This window comes from Pseudomonas sp. BF-R-30, assembly GCF_019956175.1.
GTDB lineage: Bacteria > Pseudomonadota > Gammaproteobacteria > Pseudomonadales > Pseudomonadaceae > Aquipseudomonas > Aquipseudomonas jessenii.
In genome coordinates this window covers 64,621-81,687 of record NZ_JAHBDE010000008.1, presented here as the reverse complement: position 1 = coordinate 81,687, position 17,067 = coordinate 64,621, and the positions used below count along the sequence as shown (strand labels likewise).

The window sequence follows — 17,067 nt, the reverse complement described above, 5'->3', positions numbered from 1 at the left end:
GCTCCCACATTTGTTCTTGCTTCGCACTTCTAACCTTATGCGCATTCGGTATTTCTCAACCCTGTCATAACTTATCTAAGATCACGTCATAACTCGTTATAACAAGTGATCTGCCATGACCGATAACGTTCTATCCCTGAGCAGCGTCCCGTTGCACACCCAGCTGCGAGATGTGCTGCGCGCCCGCATCCTCGACGGCGAATACCCGCAAGACAGCCAGATGCCTTCAGAAAGCGAGCTTGGCGCGTTGTTCAAGGTCAGCCGCATCACCGTGCGCCAGGCCTTGGGCGATCTGCAAAAGGAAGGGCTGATCTTCAAGATCCACGGCAAGGGCACTTTCGTCGCCAAGCCGAAAACCTTCCAGAACGTCAGCACCCTGCAAGGCTTGGCCGAGTCCATGACCGATCGCGGCTATGAGGTGATCAACCGCCTGCGCAGCTTCAAGTTCATTGCCGCCGACAAGCTGGTGGCCGAGCGTTTGCAGGTCGCCGAAGGGGAGGTCGTGGCGCAGATCAAACGTGTGCGCCTGATCAATCGCGAGCCGGTTTCCCTGGAAATCACTTACCTGCCCAAGGCCATTGGCGAGCGCCTGGAAAAAGCCGACCTGGTCACCCGCGACATTTTCCTGATCCTGGAAAACGACTGCGGCTTGACCCTGGGGCACGCCGACCTGGCCATCGATGCGGTACTGGCCGATAGCGACCTGACCCACGCGCTGAACGTTGAACCCGGCTCGCCGATCATGCACATCGAACGCCTGACCCACGATGTCGACGGTCGGCCGCTGGACTTCGAACACCTTTACTACCGTGGCGATGCCTTCCAGTACCGCCTGCGGATCGACCGGGAAAAAGGGGAGCAGGCATGACCCGAAGCACATTGGAGCAGGAATACGACATCGTCGTGATCGGCGGCGGCACCGCCGGCCCCATGGCGGCGATCAAGGCCAAGGAACGCAACCGCGACCTGCGGGTGTTGTTGATCGACAAGGCCAACGTCAAGCGCAGCGGCGCGATCAGCATGGGCATGGACGGCCTGAACAACGCGATCATTCCCGGCCACTCGACACCGGAGCAGTACACCAAGGAAATCACCATCGCCAACGACGGCATCGTCAACCAGACCGCGGTGTACGCCTATGCCACCCACAGTTTCGAAACGATCGAACAACTGGACCGCTGGGGCGTGAAATTCGAAAAGGACGAAACCGGCGACTACGCGGTGAAAAAGGTCCACCACATGGGCGCTTATGTGTTGCCGATGCCGGAAGGGCACGACATCAAGAAAGTCCTCTATCGGCAGTTGAAGCGCGCGCGGGTGAGTATCACCAATCGCCTGGTCTGCACCCGATTGCTGACGGATGAAGAGGGCACGGTCAACGGCGTGATGGGCTTCGACTGCCGTACGGCGGACTTCCACGTGATCAAGGCCAAGGCCGTGATCCTCGCTTGCGGTGCCGCCGGACGCCTGGGGTTGCCGTCTTCGGGCTACCTGATGGGCACCTACGAAAACCCGACCAATGCCGGCGACGGCTACTCGATGGCCTACCATGCCGGGGCCGAACTGGCGAACCTGGAATGCTTCCAGATCAACCCGCTGATCAAGGATTACAACGGCCCGGCCTGCGCCTACGTCACCGGCCCCTTGGGCGGCTACACCGCCAACAACAAGGGCGAACGCTTCATCGAGTGCGACTACTGGAGCGGGCAGATGATGTGGGAGTTCCATCAGGAACTGGAAAGCGGCAATGGCCCGGTGTTCCTCAAGCTCGATCATCTGGCCGAGGAAACCATCCAGAACATCGAAGAGATCCTGCACAGCAACGAGCGTCCGAGTCGTGGCCAGTTCCACGCCAATCGCGGCACCGACTACCGCACGCAGATGGTCGAGATGCACATCTCGGAAATCGGTTTTTGCAGCGGGCATTCGGCGTCGGGGGTGTGGGTCAACGAGAAGGCCGAGACCTCGGTCAAGGGTTTGTACTCGGCTGGAGACATGGCTGCGGTGCCGCACAACTACATGCTCGGTGCGTTTACCTATGGGTGGTTCGCTGGCCAGAACGCGGCGGATTTTGTCGCCGGGCGCGAGTTTTCAGCGCTGGATGCCCGGCAGATCGAAACCGAAAAACAACGGGTCTACGCACCGCTGGAGCGTGAGCACGGCCTGCCGCCAGCCCAGGTCGAATACAAGCTGCGGCGCTTGGTCAACGACTACCTACAACCGCCGAAAGTGACCAGGAAGATGCAGATCGGCCTGCAGCGCTTCAGCGACATCCAGCGCGATCTCGACCAGATCAAGGCGCACAACGCCCACGAGCTGATGCGCGCCATGGAAGTCAGCATGATCCGCGACTGCGCCGAAATGGCCGCCCGCGCTTCATTGTTCCGCGCCGAAAGCCGCTGGGGGCTTTACCACCATCGCGTCGATCACCCGCAACGCAACGACCGCGACTGGTTCTGCCATTGCCACCTGAAGAAAGACGAAAACGGTTTGATGAGCAGTTTCAAGAAAGCCGTCGAGCCTTACATCATCCCGCTCGATGCCGACGAGATGCAGGCCTACGACCGGCTGCGGGTCGGCGCGGATGCCGCCTGAGCATCACCCCAAGAGAGACCGTGAAATGGCCTATCAAGCCCAGGAAATTTTCTTCCGTTCCAACGCCCCCGTCACCGTCGACGAGGACAAATGCATCGCCCACAAAGGCTGCACCGTGTGCGTAGACGTCTGCCCGATGGACCTGCTGGCGATCAACCCGGCCACGCAAAAGGCCTACATGGCGTTCGACGAATGCTGGTACTGCATGCCCTGTGAAAAGGACTGCCCGACGGGTGCGGTGAAAGTCGAAATCCCGTACCTGCTGCGCTGAAACACTGTCCCTGTGGGAGCGAGCTTGCTCGCGAAGAGGCCGGCGCAGCTGGCATCTTCATTGACTGAAAGGACGCATTCGCGAGCAAGCCCGCTCCCACAGTGGATCGAGGCCAGTCGCAAGTCCTGCATACACCATAAAAACCTGTGGGAACGAGCTTGCTCGCGATGAGGCCCGCTCGAACAACCCAAAACGCCATCCGGCACCACCGGACGCCTGATTCAAGACACCCCTCGTTTCCCACCGCGCCCTGATCGTGGCGGAGACGAACATCCTATAAATGATTCGAGGGGAAACACTCATGATGTTGCGTGCAGCTTTGGCCGGTCTGGTACTGGCTTCATTCACCCTGTCGGCCTCGGCCGAAACCATCCGCATTGCCATCGGTACCCAGGACACCACCATCAACTGCGCCGCCGGCGGATTGTTGATTCGCGAACTCGGGCTACTGGACAAATACCTGCCCCACGATGGCCCCTACAAGGACGCCCAATACGAGGTGCAGTGGAAAAACTTCACCAGCGGCGCACCCCTGACCAACGAAATGGTGGCCGGCAAACTCGACTTCGGCGCCATGGCCGACTTCCCCGGCGCGTTCAACGGCGTAGCGTTCGAAACGGCGGGCAAGCACAGCCTGTTTATCAGCGTGCTGTCGGGCAGCATCAAGGGCAGTGGCAACGGCATCGTGGTACCGAGCGCATCGGGTGTGCAGTCGCTGGCAGAGCTGAAGGGCAAGACCATTTCCGTGCCGTTCGCTTCCACTGCCCATGGCATGCTGTTGCGCGCCGTCGCGGCCCAGGGCTGGGACCCGCTCAAGGACGTGAACATCATTGCCCAGCCGCCGGAAGTCGCCGGCTCCGCGTTGCAGGCCGGCAAGATCGATGCTCACGCTGACTTCGTGCCCTTCGCCGAACTGTTCCCCAGCCGTGGTTTCGCCCGCAAGATTTATGACGGCGCCCAGGCCAACGCGCCGACCTTCCACGGTGCGCTGGTCGATCAGGCCTATGCGAAAAAGTACCCGGAAATCGTCGTCGCTTACCTGCGGGCGAGTATCGAAGCCAACCAGCTGCTAGCGGCTGAGCCGGAGAAATACAGCGAGTTGATCGCCAAGGTCACCGGGGTCGATGCCGAGGTCAATTATCTGTTCCATGGCCCACTCGGTGTGCAGACCCGCGACCTGAGCTGGAAGCCGGAATACCGTCAGGCCGTTGGCACCGCCATCGATACCCTCAAGTTGTTGAAGAAGGCCGATCGCGGTCTGGATCTCAACACCTTCATTGACGACCAATACATCCGCGCCGCCTTCAAGGCCTCGAACCTGGACTACAGCGCGCAACTGGCCAGTTACGGGCAGGCGCCGCTCAAGGCCGTCGATGCCACCAGCGGCCAAGCCATCACCGACTTCAGCCACGTGGCGGAAATCTGGGTGCGCGGCGAGCCGAAAGTCCGCCAGTACGCCTCGGCGCAAGCGGCGTTTGCCGCGCTGGCCAGCCTCAAGCAGGAAGGCAGGAGCATCCGCGCGGTGTACGCCCAGGCCCGCGACAGCGGGATCAAGTTGCTGGCGGATCAGGCGTGGTTTGCCACCGACGGGAAAGGGCAGCTGAGCGCGTTCCTGCTCAAAGGTCAGGCCCAACAGTTCGCCACGGCGCAGGGCGGCAAGGTCCTCGACTTCACTGATGCCACTGCCCAGGCCGTGGCTGTTCGCTAATCCCAAGTACCCCTCGGGCAAATGTGGGAGCGGGCTTGCTCGCGAATGCGGATCAACATTCAACATCTGAGTTGACTGAAACACCGCTTTCGCGAGCAAGCCCGCTCCCACAGAGATCTTGGTTGTGAGGAGGAATTGTGTACCTATCATCTATACGCTGGATCCCCAGAGCCGCATCCTTGCTGCTCTGCCTGCTGTTCTGGCAACTCGCCGCCAGCTACCACTGGAACCTCGGCCTGGTGACCTTCGCCAACGTCCCGACACCCGTGGCGGTCATTGAAGCCGCCCTCGGCCTCGGCGACTCGGGCAAGCTCGCCCAGCACCTGGGCAGCAGCCTCGGCCGGGTGTTCGCCGGTTACCTCGCGGCGCTGATCATTGGTGTGGCCCTGGGCCTGGCCATCGGTCGCTCGAAATGGGCCGAAGATCTCTTGCTGCCGCCCCTGGAGGTGCTGCGCCCGATCCCGGCAGTGGCGTGGATTCCCCTGGCGATCCTGATGTTTCCCTCGTCGGAACTGTCGATGGTGTTCATCACCTTCACCGGCGCATTGTTCCCGATCCTGCTCAACACCGTGCACGGCGTCGAAGGCGTCGATCCACGGCTGATCGCCTCGGCGAAAAGCCTCGGGGCAGGGCGCCGGGCAATCCTGCTGGAGGTCGTTCTTCCGGGTGCTGCGCCCAGCATCATCACCGGTCTGGCCATCGGCATGGGCACCTCGTGGTTCTGCCTGGTGACGGCGGAAATGATCTCCGGCCAATTCGGCATCGGTTATTACACCTGGGAGTCCTACACCATCCAGAACTACGCCGACATCGTCGTCGGCATGCTGCTGATCGGCGTGCTCGGGATGGGCAGCAGCCTGTTGATCAAGCGTCTGGGCGGGCTGTTCACGCCTTGGCATCGACCACGAGGAAAAGCCTGATGAGCGTTTTTCAACACCTGGAAGGGCGTATCGACATCCGGGGGCTGTCGATCAGCCTGGGCGAGGGGGGCGCGGCTTTCGAAGCGGTACAGGGCCTCGACTGCCGGATCGAGCCAGGGCAGTTCGTGTGCATTCTCGGGCCGTCCGGTTGCGGCAAGTCCACCTTGCTCGGCGCCCTGGCCGGCCACCTGCAACCGCGCACGGGCATGCTGAATGTCGATGGCGCAGCGGTGTCGGGCCCATCGCCCCAGCGCGGCATGGTGTTCCAGCAGCACACACTGTTTCCTTGGCGCACGGTGCGTGACAACGTCGCCTTCGGCCTGAAAATGCGTGGCGTCGGCAAGGCCGAACGGCACAAGGCGGCGGATGAAATCCTCGCCCTGGTGGGCCTCGAAGGTTTTGCCGGGCGCTGGCCCGACCAGCTCTCCGGTGGCATGCAGCAACGGGTGGAAATCGCCCGGGTGCTGGTCAACCGTCCGCGCCTGTTGTTGATGGACGAACCCTTTGGCGCCCTCGATGCCCTGACCCGGTTGAACATGCAGGAACTGCTGCTGGATATCTGGACGCGCATCCGCACCACCGTGGTGTTTGTCACCCATGACATCGACGAAGCGCTGTTCCTCGCTGATCGCCTGTTGGTCATGAGCTCGCGCCCCGGGCGAATCATCGAAGACCTGCGCCTGGACTTCCCCAGGCCGCGCAGCACGGAACTGATGACCCGCCCTGAATTCTCGCACCTCAAGCGCCATTGCCTCGAACTCCTGCGCCACGAAGACGGTCGGCAACTGCCGCGCCTGAACCCGCTCGGACTTCCCCCTGAAAACAAACTGCCGCGATTTGCCCTATGACCTCACTATTCGATGTAACCGATAACGACGACATTCTTGCCCTGCAACCGCGCCTGACCGATGACGACCCCGGCGTACGCCGGATCGCGCTGATCGAACTGGCCGATCTCGAGGAGCCGGATGGCCTGCAGTGGTTGATCAATCGGCTGGCCGAAGACCCGATTGCAGACGTTCGCGCCGAAGCCGCGCGGTTGCTGGAAGCCTGGGAGGACGAGCCCGTAGTCGAGGCGTTGTGCCAGGCGCTGACGGATCCATCCCCGGCGGTGCAGGCGGCCGCAGCGCAGAGCCTTAGCCTGCTCAAGAGTGAAGCGGCGGGCCGGGTCATTCTGCCGTGGACCGGGCACGCCGACAGCGGTGTACGCATTGCCACATTCAGGGCGTTGCGCGAGTTGCGTTGCCCCGATGCCGCCGATGCGGCTGCCCGGGCACTGGACGATGAAAGCGCCAGTGTGCGCCGCGAGGCGGTGGGCGTGCTCGGCTGGCTCAAGCAACTCGATGCCTTGCCGACCCTGGCGCGGTTGGCCAGCGCTGACCCGGACACTGAAGTTCGGCGTGCCGCCACCGGGGCGTTGGGCCTGGCGTCTGACGCGCAGGTGCTGCCGGCCCTGCGCCAGGCCTTGCGCGACGCTGCCTGGCAAGTCCGCGAAGAAGCCGCCACCACCCTGGGCAAGGTCGGCCACCTCGACGCCGGCCCGGCCCTGATCGACGCCTTGGGCGACGATTACTGGCAAGTGCGTCTGCGCGCCACCCGCAGCCTCGGTCGCTTACGTTATGGACCGGCGATCGATGCGTTGATCGACACCCTCGGCCACCGCATCAGCAACCTGCGCAAGGAAGCCGCGTTGGCCCTGGGCGAATTGAACGACCCACGGGCCATCGCGGCATTGCAGGCCGCGCAGGACGACGGCGACCCGGAAGTGCGCAAGGCCGTGCGCATTGCCTTGAGTCAACTGCAATGAATCCGCTGGCGGTGGGTAATTCTCGAAGCAAACAGCAGTTGCGACTGAACTGGCCGGATGGTCGCGAACAGGTGTTGGACCATGCCGAATTGCGTCGCCAGTGCCCGTGTTCGCAGTGTCGGGCGTTTCGGTTGCGGGGGCTGACGCCGATGGTTGATGGGCGGGTTCGGGTTATTGAATTGCACTCGCAGGGGTATGGACTGCAACTGGTGTTCAGCGATGGGCATGAGCGGGGGATTTATCCGTGGGCGTATCTGGCGCAACTCACCTCTTGAGTCACTGAAATCCAATGTGGGAGCGAGCTTGCTCGCGATGCGGCCCGGTCAGTCGACACACATGTTGAATGAAAGACCATCGCGAGCAAGCTCGCTCCCACAGGTCACTGGTCCTGTCACCAGATGATTGACGGTCCTTGCCAGGCAAAAGCCAAAAGAGTACAAATGTACTCCATGACGACTCTGACTCCCCGCCGTACCGCCATCCTGACCTTTATCCGCGATCGCATCGCCGAGCACGGTCAGCCTCCGAGCCTCGCTGAAATCAGCGAGGCGTTCGGTTTTGCCTCCCGCAGCGTGGCGCGCAAGCATGTGCTGGCGCTGACCGAAGCCGGGTTTATCGAGGTCAACCCGCATCAGGCCCGGGGCATTCGCCTGCTCGGGCAGCCGCCGCGTCCCGAGTTGCTGGACATCCCGGTACTCGGCCGGGTGGCGGCCGGTGCGCCGATCGGGGCCGATGCTGAGGTCCATAGCCGCTTGCTGCTCGATCCGTCGATCTTCTCGCGGGTGCCGGACTACATGCTGCGGGTCCGGGGTGACTCGATGATCGAGGACGGCATTCTCGATGGCGATCTGGTGGGCGTGCACCGCAACCCCGAGGCGCTCAATGGCCAGATCGTCGTGGCGCGACTCGACGGCGAAGTCACCATCAAGCGCTTCGAGCGGGTCGGCGATGTGGTTCGCCTGCTGCCACGCAACCCGGCCTACAGGCCGATCATTGTCGAAGCCGACCGGGACCTGGCCATCGAAGGCGTGTTCTGTGGCCTGGTGAGGCAAGGCTGATGGGTGCCGTCGTTGCGCTGGATACGCTGTTCAATGGCGGCCAGGTCTGGAAGGGCCGGCCTGCGCCACCGGCCGCCAGCCCGCAACCCACCGGGCATGCCGCGCTGGACGCCGCATTGCCCAGCGGAGGCTGGCCGGAGGCGGCGCTGACGGAAATCCTCTTGGCCGGGCAGGGCGTGGGCGAGTTGCAACTGGTGTGGCCGACGCTGGCACGGCTGTCGGCGGCGGGCGAGCACATCGTGCTGGTGGCGCCGCCTTATGTGCCGTATCCCCAGGCGTGGCAGGGTGCCGGGGTCGATCTGCGTCAGTTGTCGATCATCCAGGCCAGCGAGCGCGATGCGCTGTGGGCCGCGGAACAATGCCTGCGTTCGGGCAGTTGCGGTGCTGTGCTGTGCTGGCCGCACAAGGCCGATGACCGTGCCTTGCGCCGCTTGCAGGTGGCGGCGGAAACCGGCCAGACCCTGGCCTTCGCCTATCGTCCCCTCAATGAAGCGATCAACCCTTCGCCGGCAGCCTTGCGCATCGCCATCGATACCCGACCGGCACAACTGCGTGTGCTCAAGTGCCGCGGCGGCCTGGCCCGTTCGGCGCCGATTGCCTTCGCCGTGGGGCATTGAGGTTGCCATGCGCTGGGTCTGCATTGTTTTCCCGCAATTGGCGCTGGACGCAGTACTGCGTCAGCGCGCCGATCCCGAGGAACCCCTGGCGTTGCTGACCGGCCCGGCCCAGCGCCGGGTGCTGCAGGCGGTTAACGACGCGGCGCGGGCGCTGGGCTTGCGTCCCGGTCAGTCCATGAGTGCGGCACAGGCCTTGAGCAAAGGCTTTGCCACGGCTGAATACGACGCCGCCGACATCGAACACTGGCAGCAGTTTCTCGCCGCCTGGGCCTATCGCTTCAGCTCCCAGGTCAGCGTGCATTACCCCCGGGCCGTGGTATTCGAGATCGAATCCAGCCTCGGTTTGTTCGGCGCCTGGCCGCAATTCGAAGCGCTTTTGCGCCGTGAGCTCGGTGAGCTGGGGTTTCGGCACCGCATCGTGGCCGCGCCCAACCCGGTGGCGGCGCGGGTGCTGGCCAACGCCTATGACGGTCTGGTGGTGCCGGACGATCAAGCCTTGCAGCATCACCTGGGGCAAATGCCTGTCGACCGGATCGGCCTCGAAGCCTCGGTCGCCACGGCCTTGTCGCGCATGGGCTTGCGCACCTTGAGCCAGGTGCAGGCGCTGCCCCGGCATAGCCTGGCCCGGCGTTTCGAGGCTCAGGTGCTCAAGCATCTGGATGCCCTGTCGGGTTTACGGCGGCTGGCGCTGGCGTTTTACCTGCCGCCGGACCGCTTCGATGTGCGTATCGAGCTCAATTTCGATGTGCAGTCCCATCAAGCCTTGCTGTTTCCGTTGCGCCGGCTGACTGGCGACCTGTCGGCGTTCCTCTGTGGTCGCGACAGCGGCGTACAGCGTTTCGACCTGCATCTGGAACATGCCGGGTTGCCGGATACGCTCATCAAGGTCGGCCTGCTCAGCGCCGAGCGCGATCCGGCGATGCTCTTCGAACTGGCCCGGGGGCGGCTGGAGCAAGTCCAGGTCGAGGCGCCGGTGCGCGGCTTTCGCTTGCGCGCCGAGGATTTGCCGACCTTCGTGCCCCAACATCAGGAACTGTTCGACGATCGCCCGCAGCAGTCCTTGCCCTGGGAGCAACTGCGCGAACGCCTGCGTGCACGGCTGGGGGATGACGCGGTGCATGGCCTGCGCTTCCAGGCCGATCACCGCCCCGAGTGTGCATGGCAGGCCAGTGCCGACAGCCAGCCTTGCGTGGTGCCGGCCGCGGTGAAACGGCCGGGCTGGCTGCTGACTGAACCGCTGGCCGTGCATCAGGGCTCGGCGCGGATCCTCATGGGGCCGGAACGCATCGAGTCCGGTTGGTGGGACGGTGACGACGTACGCCGTGACTATTACCTGATCGAAACCCGTGCAGGCCAACAGGGCTGGGCCTACCGGGCGGTCGGTGAGGACGGCCCGCTGTGGTTGCAGGGCTGGTTCGCATGAGCATCGACTATGCCGAACTGCACTGCCTGTCGAACTTCAGCTTCCAGCGCGGTGCCTCCAGTGCCCTCGAGCTGTTCCAGCGCGCGAAAAAACAGGGTTATCAAGCCCTGGCGATCACCGACGAATGTACCCTGGCGGGCATCGTGCGCGCCTGGCAAGCGGCGAAGTCCGTGGAGTTGCCGCTGATCATCGGCAGTGAAATACGCATCGAGAACGGTCCGAAACTGGTGCTGCTGGTGGAGAGCCTCGAGGGCTATCAGGCGCTGTGCCGATTGATCACCCGCGCCCGGCGGCGCACGCAGAAAGGCCAGTATCAGGTGCTGCGCGAAGACTTCAGCGAACCGTTGCCGGGCCTGTTGGCGTTGTGGGTGCCGGACGCTGTCGATGCCTTTGAACAGGGGCGCTGGCTCAAACAGGTCTTCGCCGAGCGCGTGTGGCTGGCGGTGCAGTTGCACCGCGGTCAGGACGATGCCCGGTGCCTGAACGATCTGCTGAGCCTGGCCAGGGAGTTGCGTATTGCGGCCGTGGCCAGTGGCGATGTGCACATGCATGCTCGCGGCCGGCGCGCCTTGCAGGACACCATGACCGCGATCCGTCATCACCTGCCGGTGGCCGATGCCGGGCTGCGCCTGCATCCCAACGGCGAACGCCATCTGCGCAGCCTGGACGTGCTGGGGGAACTTTATCCGCCCGGCTTGCTGGCAGAAACGCTGAACATCGCCCGGCGCTGTACCTTTGATCTTGGCCAGTTGCGTTATCAATATCCTCGCGAACTGGTGCCAGAAGGGCACAGCGCAGAGTCCTGGCTGCGGGCGTTGACCGAGCGCGGCATGCGCGAGCGATGGCCCGACGGTGCAAGCGAAAAGGTTCGCGGGCTGATCGACAAGGAGCTCGGGCTGATCGCCGAGCTGGGTTATGAAAGCTATTTCCTGACCGTTCAGGACATCGTCGCCTTCGCCCGGCGCGAGAAGATTCTCTGCCAGGGCCGAGGCTCTGCGGCCAACTCGGCGGTGTGTTTCGCCTTGGGCATCACCGAGATCGACCCCGAGCGAATGAACATGCTGTTTGAGCGCTTTCTCTCCAGGGAGCGCAACGAGCCACCGGATATCGATGTGGACTTCGAGCACGAACGCCGCGAAGAAGTCTTGCAGTACGTGTTCCAGCGCTATGGTCGGACCCGCGCGGCACTGACAGCCGTGGTCAGCACTTACCATGCGGCCGGTGCGGTACGCGATGTGGCCAAGGCGCTGGGTTTGCCGCCAGACCAGATCAATGCCCTGGCCGATTGCTGTGGTCACTGGAGTGATGAAACGCCGCCCGTGGAGCGCCTGCGTGAAGGCGGTTTCGACCCTGAAAGCCCGGTGTTGCGCCGGGTGTTGAGCTTGACACAGCAACTGATCGGCTTCCCCCGGCACCTGTCCCAGCACCCCGGCGGCTTCGTCATTTCCGAGCAGCCGCTGGATCACCTCGTGCCGGTGGAAAACGCCGCGATGGCCGAGCGCACCATCATCCAGTGGGACAAGGACGATCTCGATGCGGTCGGGTTGCTCAAGGTGGATATCCTGGCCCTGGGCATGCTCAGCGCGATTCGTCGCTGTTTCGACTTGCTGCGCCGTCATCGCAACCGGGACTTGAGCCTGGCAACGGTGCCCTCCGAGGATTCACAGACCTACGACATGATCGGTCGTGCAGACACCATCGGCGTGTTCCAGATCGAGTCCCGGGCGCAAATGTCGATGCTGCCCAGGCTCAAGCCCCGCAAGTTCTATGACCTGGTGATCGAGGTGGCCATCGTTCGCCCCGGACCTATCCAGGGCGGCATGGTGCATCCCTATCTGCGGCGACGAAACAAGGAAGAGCTCGAAAGCTACCCCTCCGAAGAGTTGCGGGAGGTGTTGAAACGCACCCTTGGCGTTCCTCTGTTTCAGGAACAGGTGATGCAGATCGCCATCGTCGCCGCCGACTACAGCCCCGGCGAGGCCGACCAGCTACGCCGCTCCATGGCTGCCTGGAAACGCCACGGCGGGCTCGAACCGCACAAGGATCGACTGGCCGCCGGCATGAAGAAAAAAGGCTACACGCCGGAGTTTGCCGCGCAGATCTTCGAACAGATCAAGGGCTTTGGCAGCTACGGTTTTCCCGAGTCCCACGCGGCCAGTTTTGCCTTGCTGACTTACGCCAGTTGCTGGTTGAAATGCCACGAGCCGGCGGCCTTCGCTTGTGCGCTGATCAACAGTTGGCCGATGGGGTTCTACAGCCCGGACCAGATTCTGCAGGACGTCCGGCGCCATCATTTGCAGGTTCGCCCGGTGGACGTGCGCGCCAGCGACTGGGATTGCAGCCTGGAACCGATCAGCGGTGCGCAACCGGCGATTCGCTTGGGGCTACGCATGATCAAGGGCTTTCGCGAGGACGATGCCCGACGCATCGAGGTGGCACGCTCCAAAGGGGCGTTTGCCGACATTGCCGACCTCGGCGAACGGGCGCGACTCGATGCCCGCGCCCAGGAGCAACTGGCCGATGCGGGCGCGTTGCGTGGTCTGGCCGGCGACCGGCATCGGGCACGTTGGGAAGTGGCCGGGGTACAAAAGCAGCTGGGCCTGTTTGTCGGCCTGCCGAGCCGGGAGGAGGACGCGGTGTCGTTGCCAAAACCCACCGTGGGCGAAGACCTGCAAGCCGATTACGCCAGTGTCGGCACCACCCTCGGGCCGCATCCGTTGGCCCTGTTACGCGGTGAGTTGAAGGCGCGGCGCTGCCGTAGTTCGAAGGAGTTGCTGGACGTCGAGCACGGTCGGCCAGTCAGCGTTGCCGGGCTGGTCACCGGCCGACAACGCCCGGCCACCGCCAGCGGCGTGACGTTCGTCACCCTTGAGGACGAGTTCGGCAACGTCAACGTGGTGGTGTGGCGCGACCTGGCCGAGCGTCAGCGTCAGGTGCTGGTTGGCTCGCAGTTGCTCAAGGTCGATGGGCGCTGGGAGAAAGAGGGCGAGGTCCGGCATCTGATAGCCGGACGCTTGAGTGACCTGAGCCCGTTGCTGGATGGCATTACTGTGCGCAGCCGGGATTTTCATTGATCTGCTGCGGGAGCTTTTGTGGCGAGGGGGCTTGCCCCCGTTCGGCAGCGAAGCCGTCGTAAAACCGTTGAATGCGGCGTGCCTGAAATTATTGCGGTGAGTGGTTTGGGGGCTGCTTCGCAGCCCAACGGGGGCAAGCCCCCTCGCCACAAAAGCCGCTCCCCCCAGGGTTTGTGTTAATGCCTGTTATTTGGCCAGCGGCCAAAACCGTTCCCCACCCCCCGGCGCATCCGTCCAGGCCTGCAACGAGCGTGTCGGCAAGTCGAAGTAATCCCGCGTACGCGCATAACCATGCCCGCCCATGCGTCCGATCGCATCCAGCCCCAACTGGTCGATGTACAGGGTTTTCGGATCGATCAGTTCGTCACGCACATGGGCCATCAGCACTTCACCAAAGATAATCTCCCGGGATTGGCCGATGGACAGGGCCATCATCCGCCGACACTCCAGCGCCACCGGAGCTTCGCCGATGCGCGGGCATTTGACCGTGGTGCCGGGGATGGCAGTGAGGCCGGCGGCGGTCAGTTCATCGAAGCCGGGGGCGAAGGGCACGGCGCAGACGTTCATGGCTTCCACCAGGGCATCGCTGACGATGTTTACGGTGAATTCCTGATTGAGCTGGATGTTGCGAGTGGTGTCCTTGGGGCTTTGGTCGCCGTAGTTTTCCACGCCCAGGGCGAGGATCGGTGGATCGGCGGAAAGCGCATTGAAGAAGCTGAACGGCGCTGCGTTGATCCGGCCTTCGCCGTCGACGGTGGTGACCAGGGCTATCGGCCGTGGCACGACGCTGCCGATCAGGATCTTGTATTTGTCCCGTGGGCTCAATGTGCTGAAGTCGAAGCTTTGCATGGGCAGAAATCTCTAGAGAAGTGGATCAATCGCGCTCAGTGGTGCCTGTGCGCTGTAGTCGTCGGCGAACGGGATGGCGGGCTGGAACAGGCTTTTCCAGTCCGGTTGATCAAAGGCCCGGTCGCTGTGGCTGCGCATCAATTTTTCGAATTGGCGTTGGGCCTGGCGTTGCAGGGCGGGGTAGTCGAGGCCCTCGACCTGGCCGTCCCGCATCACGCAGCGGCCGTCGATGTAGCTGGCGATACAGTCGTCACCGCGACCGGCCAGAACAAGATTTTTCAGTGGATCGAATAGCGGCCCCAGGTGCATCCCGCGCAGGTTGAACACGGTGATGTCGGCCTTGGCCCCGGGCGCCAGGCGTCCGAGATCGTCGCGGCCCAGTGCCTTGGCACCGCCGAGGGTCGCGGCGTTGTACAGGTCCAGCGTGCTGGTCAGATCGTTACTGCCTTCCATAAGGCGAGCGATGTTCAAGCCCTGACGCATGTTGTCCAGCAAGTCCGCCGGCCAGGTGTCGGTGCCCAGGGCGAAGTTGATGCCTTTGGCCCGATAGCGTCCGAACGAATTCAGCGCCTCGCCATCCCGGGCGAACACCACCGGGCAATGCACCAGGCTTGCGCCACCGTCCACCACCCGTTGCAGGTCGTCATCGCCGCGGGTGTAGATGCCGTGGGGCAGCAGGCTGCGCGGGGTCAAAAGCCCAAGCTGCTGCAGCCAGCCCAGTGGCGAGGTGTCGCGCAGTTGCTCGACCATCGCCACTTCACCGAGGCCTTGGCAGCAGTGCAAACGCATCGGTGCGTTGAGTTCGCGGCTCAGCGCGGCGGTGCGTTGCAGCAACGCCGGGGTACAGGTCTGGATGCGATCGGGCAGCAGCGCACCGCGAATCAGGCCGTTGTGCGCGCCGTCGAAATCCCGGAAAAACCGCTCGGCGGCGTCGAGCCCGGCCATTCCCCGGGCTTCGTCCCAGTGGTGCGCCAGGGTTCCATCGGCCTGCCAGTAACTCATGCCGCTCATGTAGCAGGGACCGAGGTAAGTGCGTAGCCCCAGTTCGACGGCTACACCTGCCACCGCCGCAAATTCGTCGTAGGTCTCGGCCCACTCGCGGTAATACATCGAGGTGATCGGCATGGCCGTGGTGATGCCGTTGCGGATCAGTTGGGTGAAGGCGTAGCGGTATTTGAAGACTTCTTCTTCGGGGCTGTAGCTTTCCCGCGATCCACGCGCCAGATACTGCGCCGACCACATCCGGCCCATGTCGCGCTCGTCGCCGTTGTCCAGGGTCAGCACCGTGGAATCGAGATCGCCCAAGGCATCCAGATCGATGAAGCCGGGACCGATCAGCGCATTACCGTAATCAACCCACTGATCCACCGGCCCCGCATAACCACGCCCGACAAACTCGATGCGCGCGCCTTCGAACACCACTTCGCCATCGCGCCACAGCACATGCCGCGTGCCGTCGAAGCCGACCACGCAACTGGCCCGCAAGCCGATGCGCTTCACAGACGGCTTTCCAGCAAACGGCCACCCGCAGCAATCAACTGACCCGCGCGATAGACCTGACGCAGCGGCCGTGAAACCACCGCCTCACCCAGTGTTTGTACCGGCATCAACAGGAAGTCCGCCGGCTGGCCAATCTCCAGGCGATTGGCTTGGCAACCCAGCGCCTGGGCGCCGTTGACGGTCGCCGCCTCGAACGCTGCCGCCAGTTCTTCGTCCTTGTTCAAGTCGAAGCGGAACGCCAGCAACATCGCCCGCTCCAGCATGTCGCCGTTGCCCATGGGCGACCAGGCATCACGAATACCGTCCGAGCCCAGGCACACATTCACGCCGGTTTCGCGCAGGGCCAGGAACGGCGGCACCGCGCAATCGGCCGGGGCCGAGCTCATCAGCGAAATGCCCAATGTGGCCAGACGTTCGGCCACCGGTTTGACCTGGCTCCACGGCAACATCCCCAGGCAGTACGCGTGGCTGATCATCACCCGGCCTTGGCGGCCGAAGCGCTCGGTGTAGTCGGCGATCAGGGCGATCTGCCACAGGCCCAGCTCACCTTTGTCATGCAGGTGAATGTCGACGCCCCGGTCGAATTCGCTGGCCAGTTTGAAGACGAAATCCAGTTGTGCGACAGGGTCGTTATCGATACCACACGGGTCCAGCCCGCCGACGTTCTCCACGCCCAAGGCCATGGCTTCGCGCATCAGTTCGGCGGTGCCGGGGCGGCTGATCAAGCCAGTCTGCGGGAACACCACCAGTTGCAGGTCGATCAGGTCGCGGTAGTTTTCACGCAGTTGCTGCATGGCCTCGACATGCCGCAGGCCGAATTCCGGGTCGATGTCGACGTGGCAACGCATGGTCAGCGAGCCGCGGACGATGCAGTTTTCCAGCAGGGCGCCGGCGCGTTGCGCAATCGGTGTGGTGACTTCACGCAGGATGCGCCGTTCGTTGGCGATGTAGTCCTTGAGGGTCGGGCCGGCACTGTTGGGGCGCCACGGCTGGCCCCAGAGGGTTTTGTCCAGGTGCACGTGGCTTTCCACCAGGGCGGGGGTGAGCAACTGGTCCTGGCCGTCGATGTCGGTGGCCGACAGGGCTTCGTTAGAAGCGGGGCGGCGTTGGCTGAAGCGGCCGTTTTCGATCAGCAGGTCTTCGGCGGTGGTGCCGTAGGGGCGCACGTTGCGCAGCCAGCGGGGTTGGGTCATGAGTAACCTCAATGAATTCTCAGGTGTCTGTGTTGGCCTCTTCGCGAGCAAG

15 protein-coding genes are annotated in these 17,067 nt (G+C 63.5%); 12 read left to right on the top strand and 3 right to left on the bottom strand.

Annotation, left to right across the window (positions count from 1 at the left end):
• Nucleotides 1-115: 115 nt before the first annotated feature.
• The 12 genes from KGB20_RS05765 (at nucleotide 116) to KGB20_RS05710 (ending at nucleotide 13,473) form a co-directional block, all read left to right on the top strand.
• Nucleotides 116-868, top strand: a complete 753-nt coding sequence (locus KGB20_RS05765; protein ID WP_154859766.1) for a GntR family transcriptional regulator — start codon at nucleotides 116-118, stop codon at nucleotides 866-868.
• Nucleotides 865-2,595, top strand: a complete 1,731-nt coding sequence (locus KGB20_RS05760; protein ID WP_159390141.1) for a fumarate reductase/succinate dehydrogenase flavoprotein subunit — start codon at nucleotides 865-867, stop codon at nucleotides 2,593-2,595. Before KGB20_RS05765 ends, KGB20_RS05760 begins: the two co-directional genes overlap by 4 nt.
• Before the next feature lie 25 nt (nucleotides 2,596-2,620).
• Nucleotides 2,621-2,866, top strand: coding sequence for a ferredoxin family protein (locus KGB20_RS05755; RefSeq protein WP_008050632.1), 246 nt, complete (start codon nucleotides 2,621-2,623; stop codon nucleotides 2,864-2,866).
• A 301-nt stretch (nucleotides 2,867-3,167) separates the two neighbouring features.
• Entirely contained in the window at nucleotides 3,168-4,574 is a 1,407-nt protein-coding gene (locus tag KGB20_RS05750) for an ABC transporter substrate-binding protein (protein WP_174245521.1), read from the top strand.
• A 137-nt stretch (nucleotides 4,575-4,711) separates the two neighbouring features.
• Entirely contained in the window at nucleotides 4,712-5,494 is a 783-nt protein-coding gene (locus KGB20_RS05745) for an ABC transporter permease (RefSeq protein ID WP_159390140.1), read from the top strand.
• Nucleotides 5,494-6,342, top strand: a complete 849-nt coding sequence (locus KGB20_RS05740; protein WP_159390139.1) for an ABC transporter ATP-binding protein — start codon at nucleotides 5,494-5,496, stop codon at nucleotides 6,340-6,342. The genes KGB20_RS05745 and KGB20_RS05740 overlap by 1 nt, the downstream gene beginning before the upstream one ends.
• On the top strand, nucleotides 6,339-7,301 hold the full coding sequence (locus KGB20_RS05735) for a HEAT repeat domain-containing protein (protein WP_159390138.1): 963 nt from the start codon (nucleotides 6,339-6,341) through the stop codon (nucleotides 7,299-7,301). The genes KGB20_RS05740 and KGB20_RS05735 overlap by 4 nt, the downstream gene beginning before the upstream one ends.
• Entirely contained in the window at nucleotides 7,298-7,576 is a 279-nt protein-coding gene (locus tag KGB20_RS05730; protein ID WP_154859770.1) for a DUF971 domain-containing protein, read from the top strand. The genes KGB20_RS05735 and KGB20_RS05730 overlap by 4 nt, the downstream gene beginning before the upstream one ends.
• A 165-nt stretch (nucleotides 7,577-7,741) precedes the next feature.
• Entirely contained in the window at nucleotides 7,742-8,359 is a 618-nt protein-coding gene (gene lexA / locus KGB20_RS05725; RefSeq protein ID WP_008016176.1) for a transcriptional repressor LexA, read from the top strand.
• Complete coding sequence (gene imuA / locus KGB20_RS05720) at nucleotides 8,359-8,976, top strand: translesion DNA synthesis-associated protein ImuA (protein WP_154859771.1); 618 nt, start codon at nucleotides 8,359-8,361, stop codon at nucleotides 8,974-8,976. Before lexA ends, imuA begins: the two co-directional genes overlap by 1 nt.
• Nucleotides 8,977-8,983: 7 nt before the next feature.
• A complete protein-coding gene (locus KGB20_RS05715) occupies nucleotides 8,984-10,399 on the top strand; it encodes a Y-family DNA polymerase (protein WP_154859772.1) in 1,416 nt (471 codons plus the stop codon).
• Complete coding sequence (locus KGB20_RS05710; protein ID WP_202982158.1) at nucleotides 10,375-13,473, top strand: error-prone DNA polymerase; 3,099 nt, start codon at nucleotides 10,375-10,377, stop codon at nucleotides 13,471-13,473. The genes KGB20_RS05715 and KGB20_RS05710 overlap by 25 nt, the downstream gene beginning before the upstream one ends.
• Nucleotides 13,474-13,659: 186 nt before the next feature.
• Here the strand turns inward: KGB20_RS05710 and KGB20_RS05705 are convergent, their stop codons facing one another.
• Genes KGB20_RS05705 through KGB20_RS05695 form a run of 3 tightly spaced genes read right to left on the bottom strand, consistent with a single transcriptional unit; the run spans nucleotide 13,660 to nucleotide 17,015 of the window.
• Nucleotides 13,660-14,322 carry a flavin reductase family protein gene (locus tag KGB20_RS05705; protein WP_007973324.1) on the bottom strand — a complete coding sequence of 221 codons (663 nt, stop codon included), beginning with the start codon at nucleotides 14,320-14,322 and terminating at the stop codon, nucleotides 13,660-13,662.
• A gap of 12 nt (nucleotides 14,323-14,334) precedes the next feature.
• Complete coding sequence (locus KGB20_RS05700) at nucleotides 14,335-15,822, bottom strand: amidohydrolase family protein (RefSeq protein WP_159390136.1); 1,488 nt, start codon at nucleotides 15,820-15,822, stop codon at nucleotides 14,335-14,337.
• A complete protein-coding gene (locus tag KGB20_RS05695) occupies nucleotides 15,819-17,015 on the bottom strand; it encodes an amidohydrolase family protein (protein WP_159390135.1) in 1,197 nt (398 codons plus the stop codon). Before KGB20_RS05695 ends, KGB20_RS05700 begins: the two co-directional genes overlap by 4 nt.
• Nucleotides 17,016-17,067 lie beyond the last annotated feature (52 nt).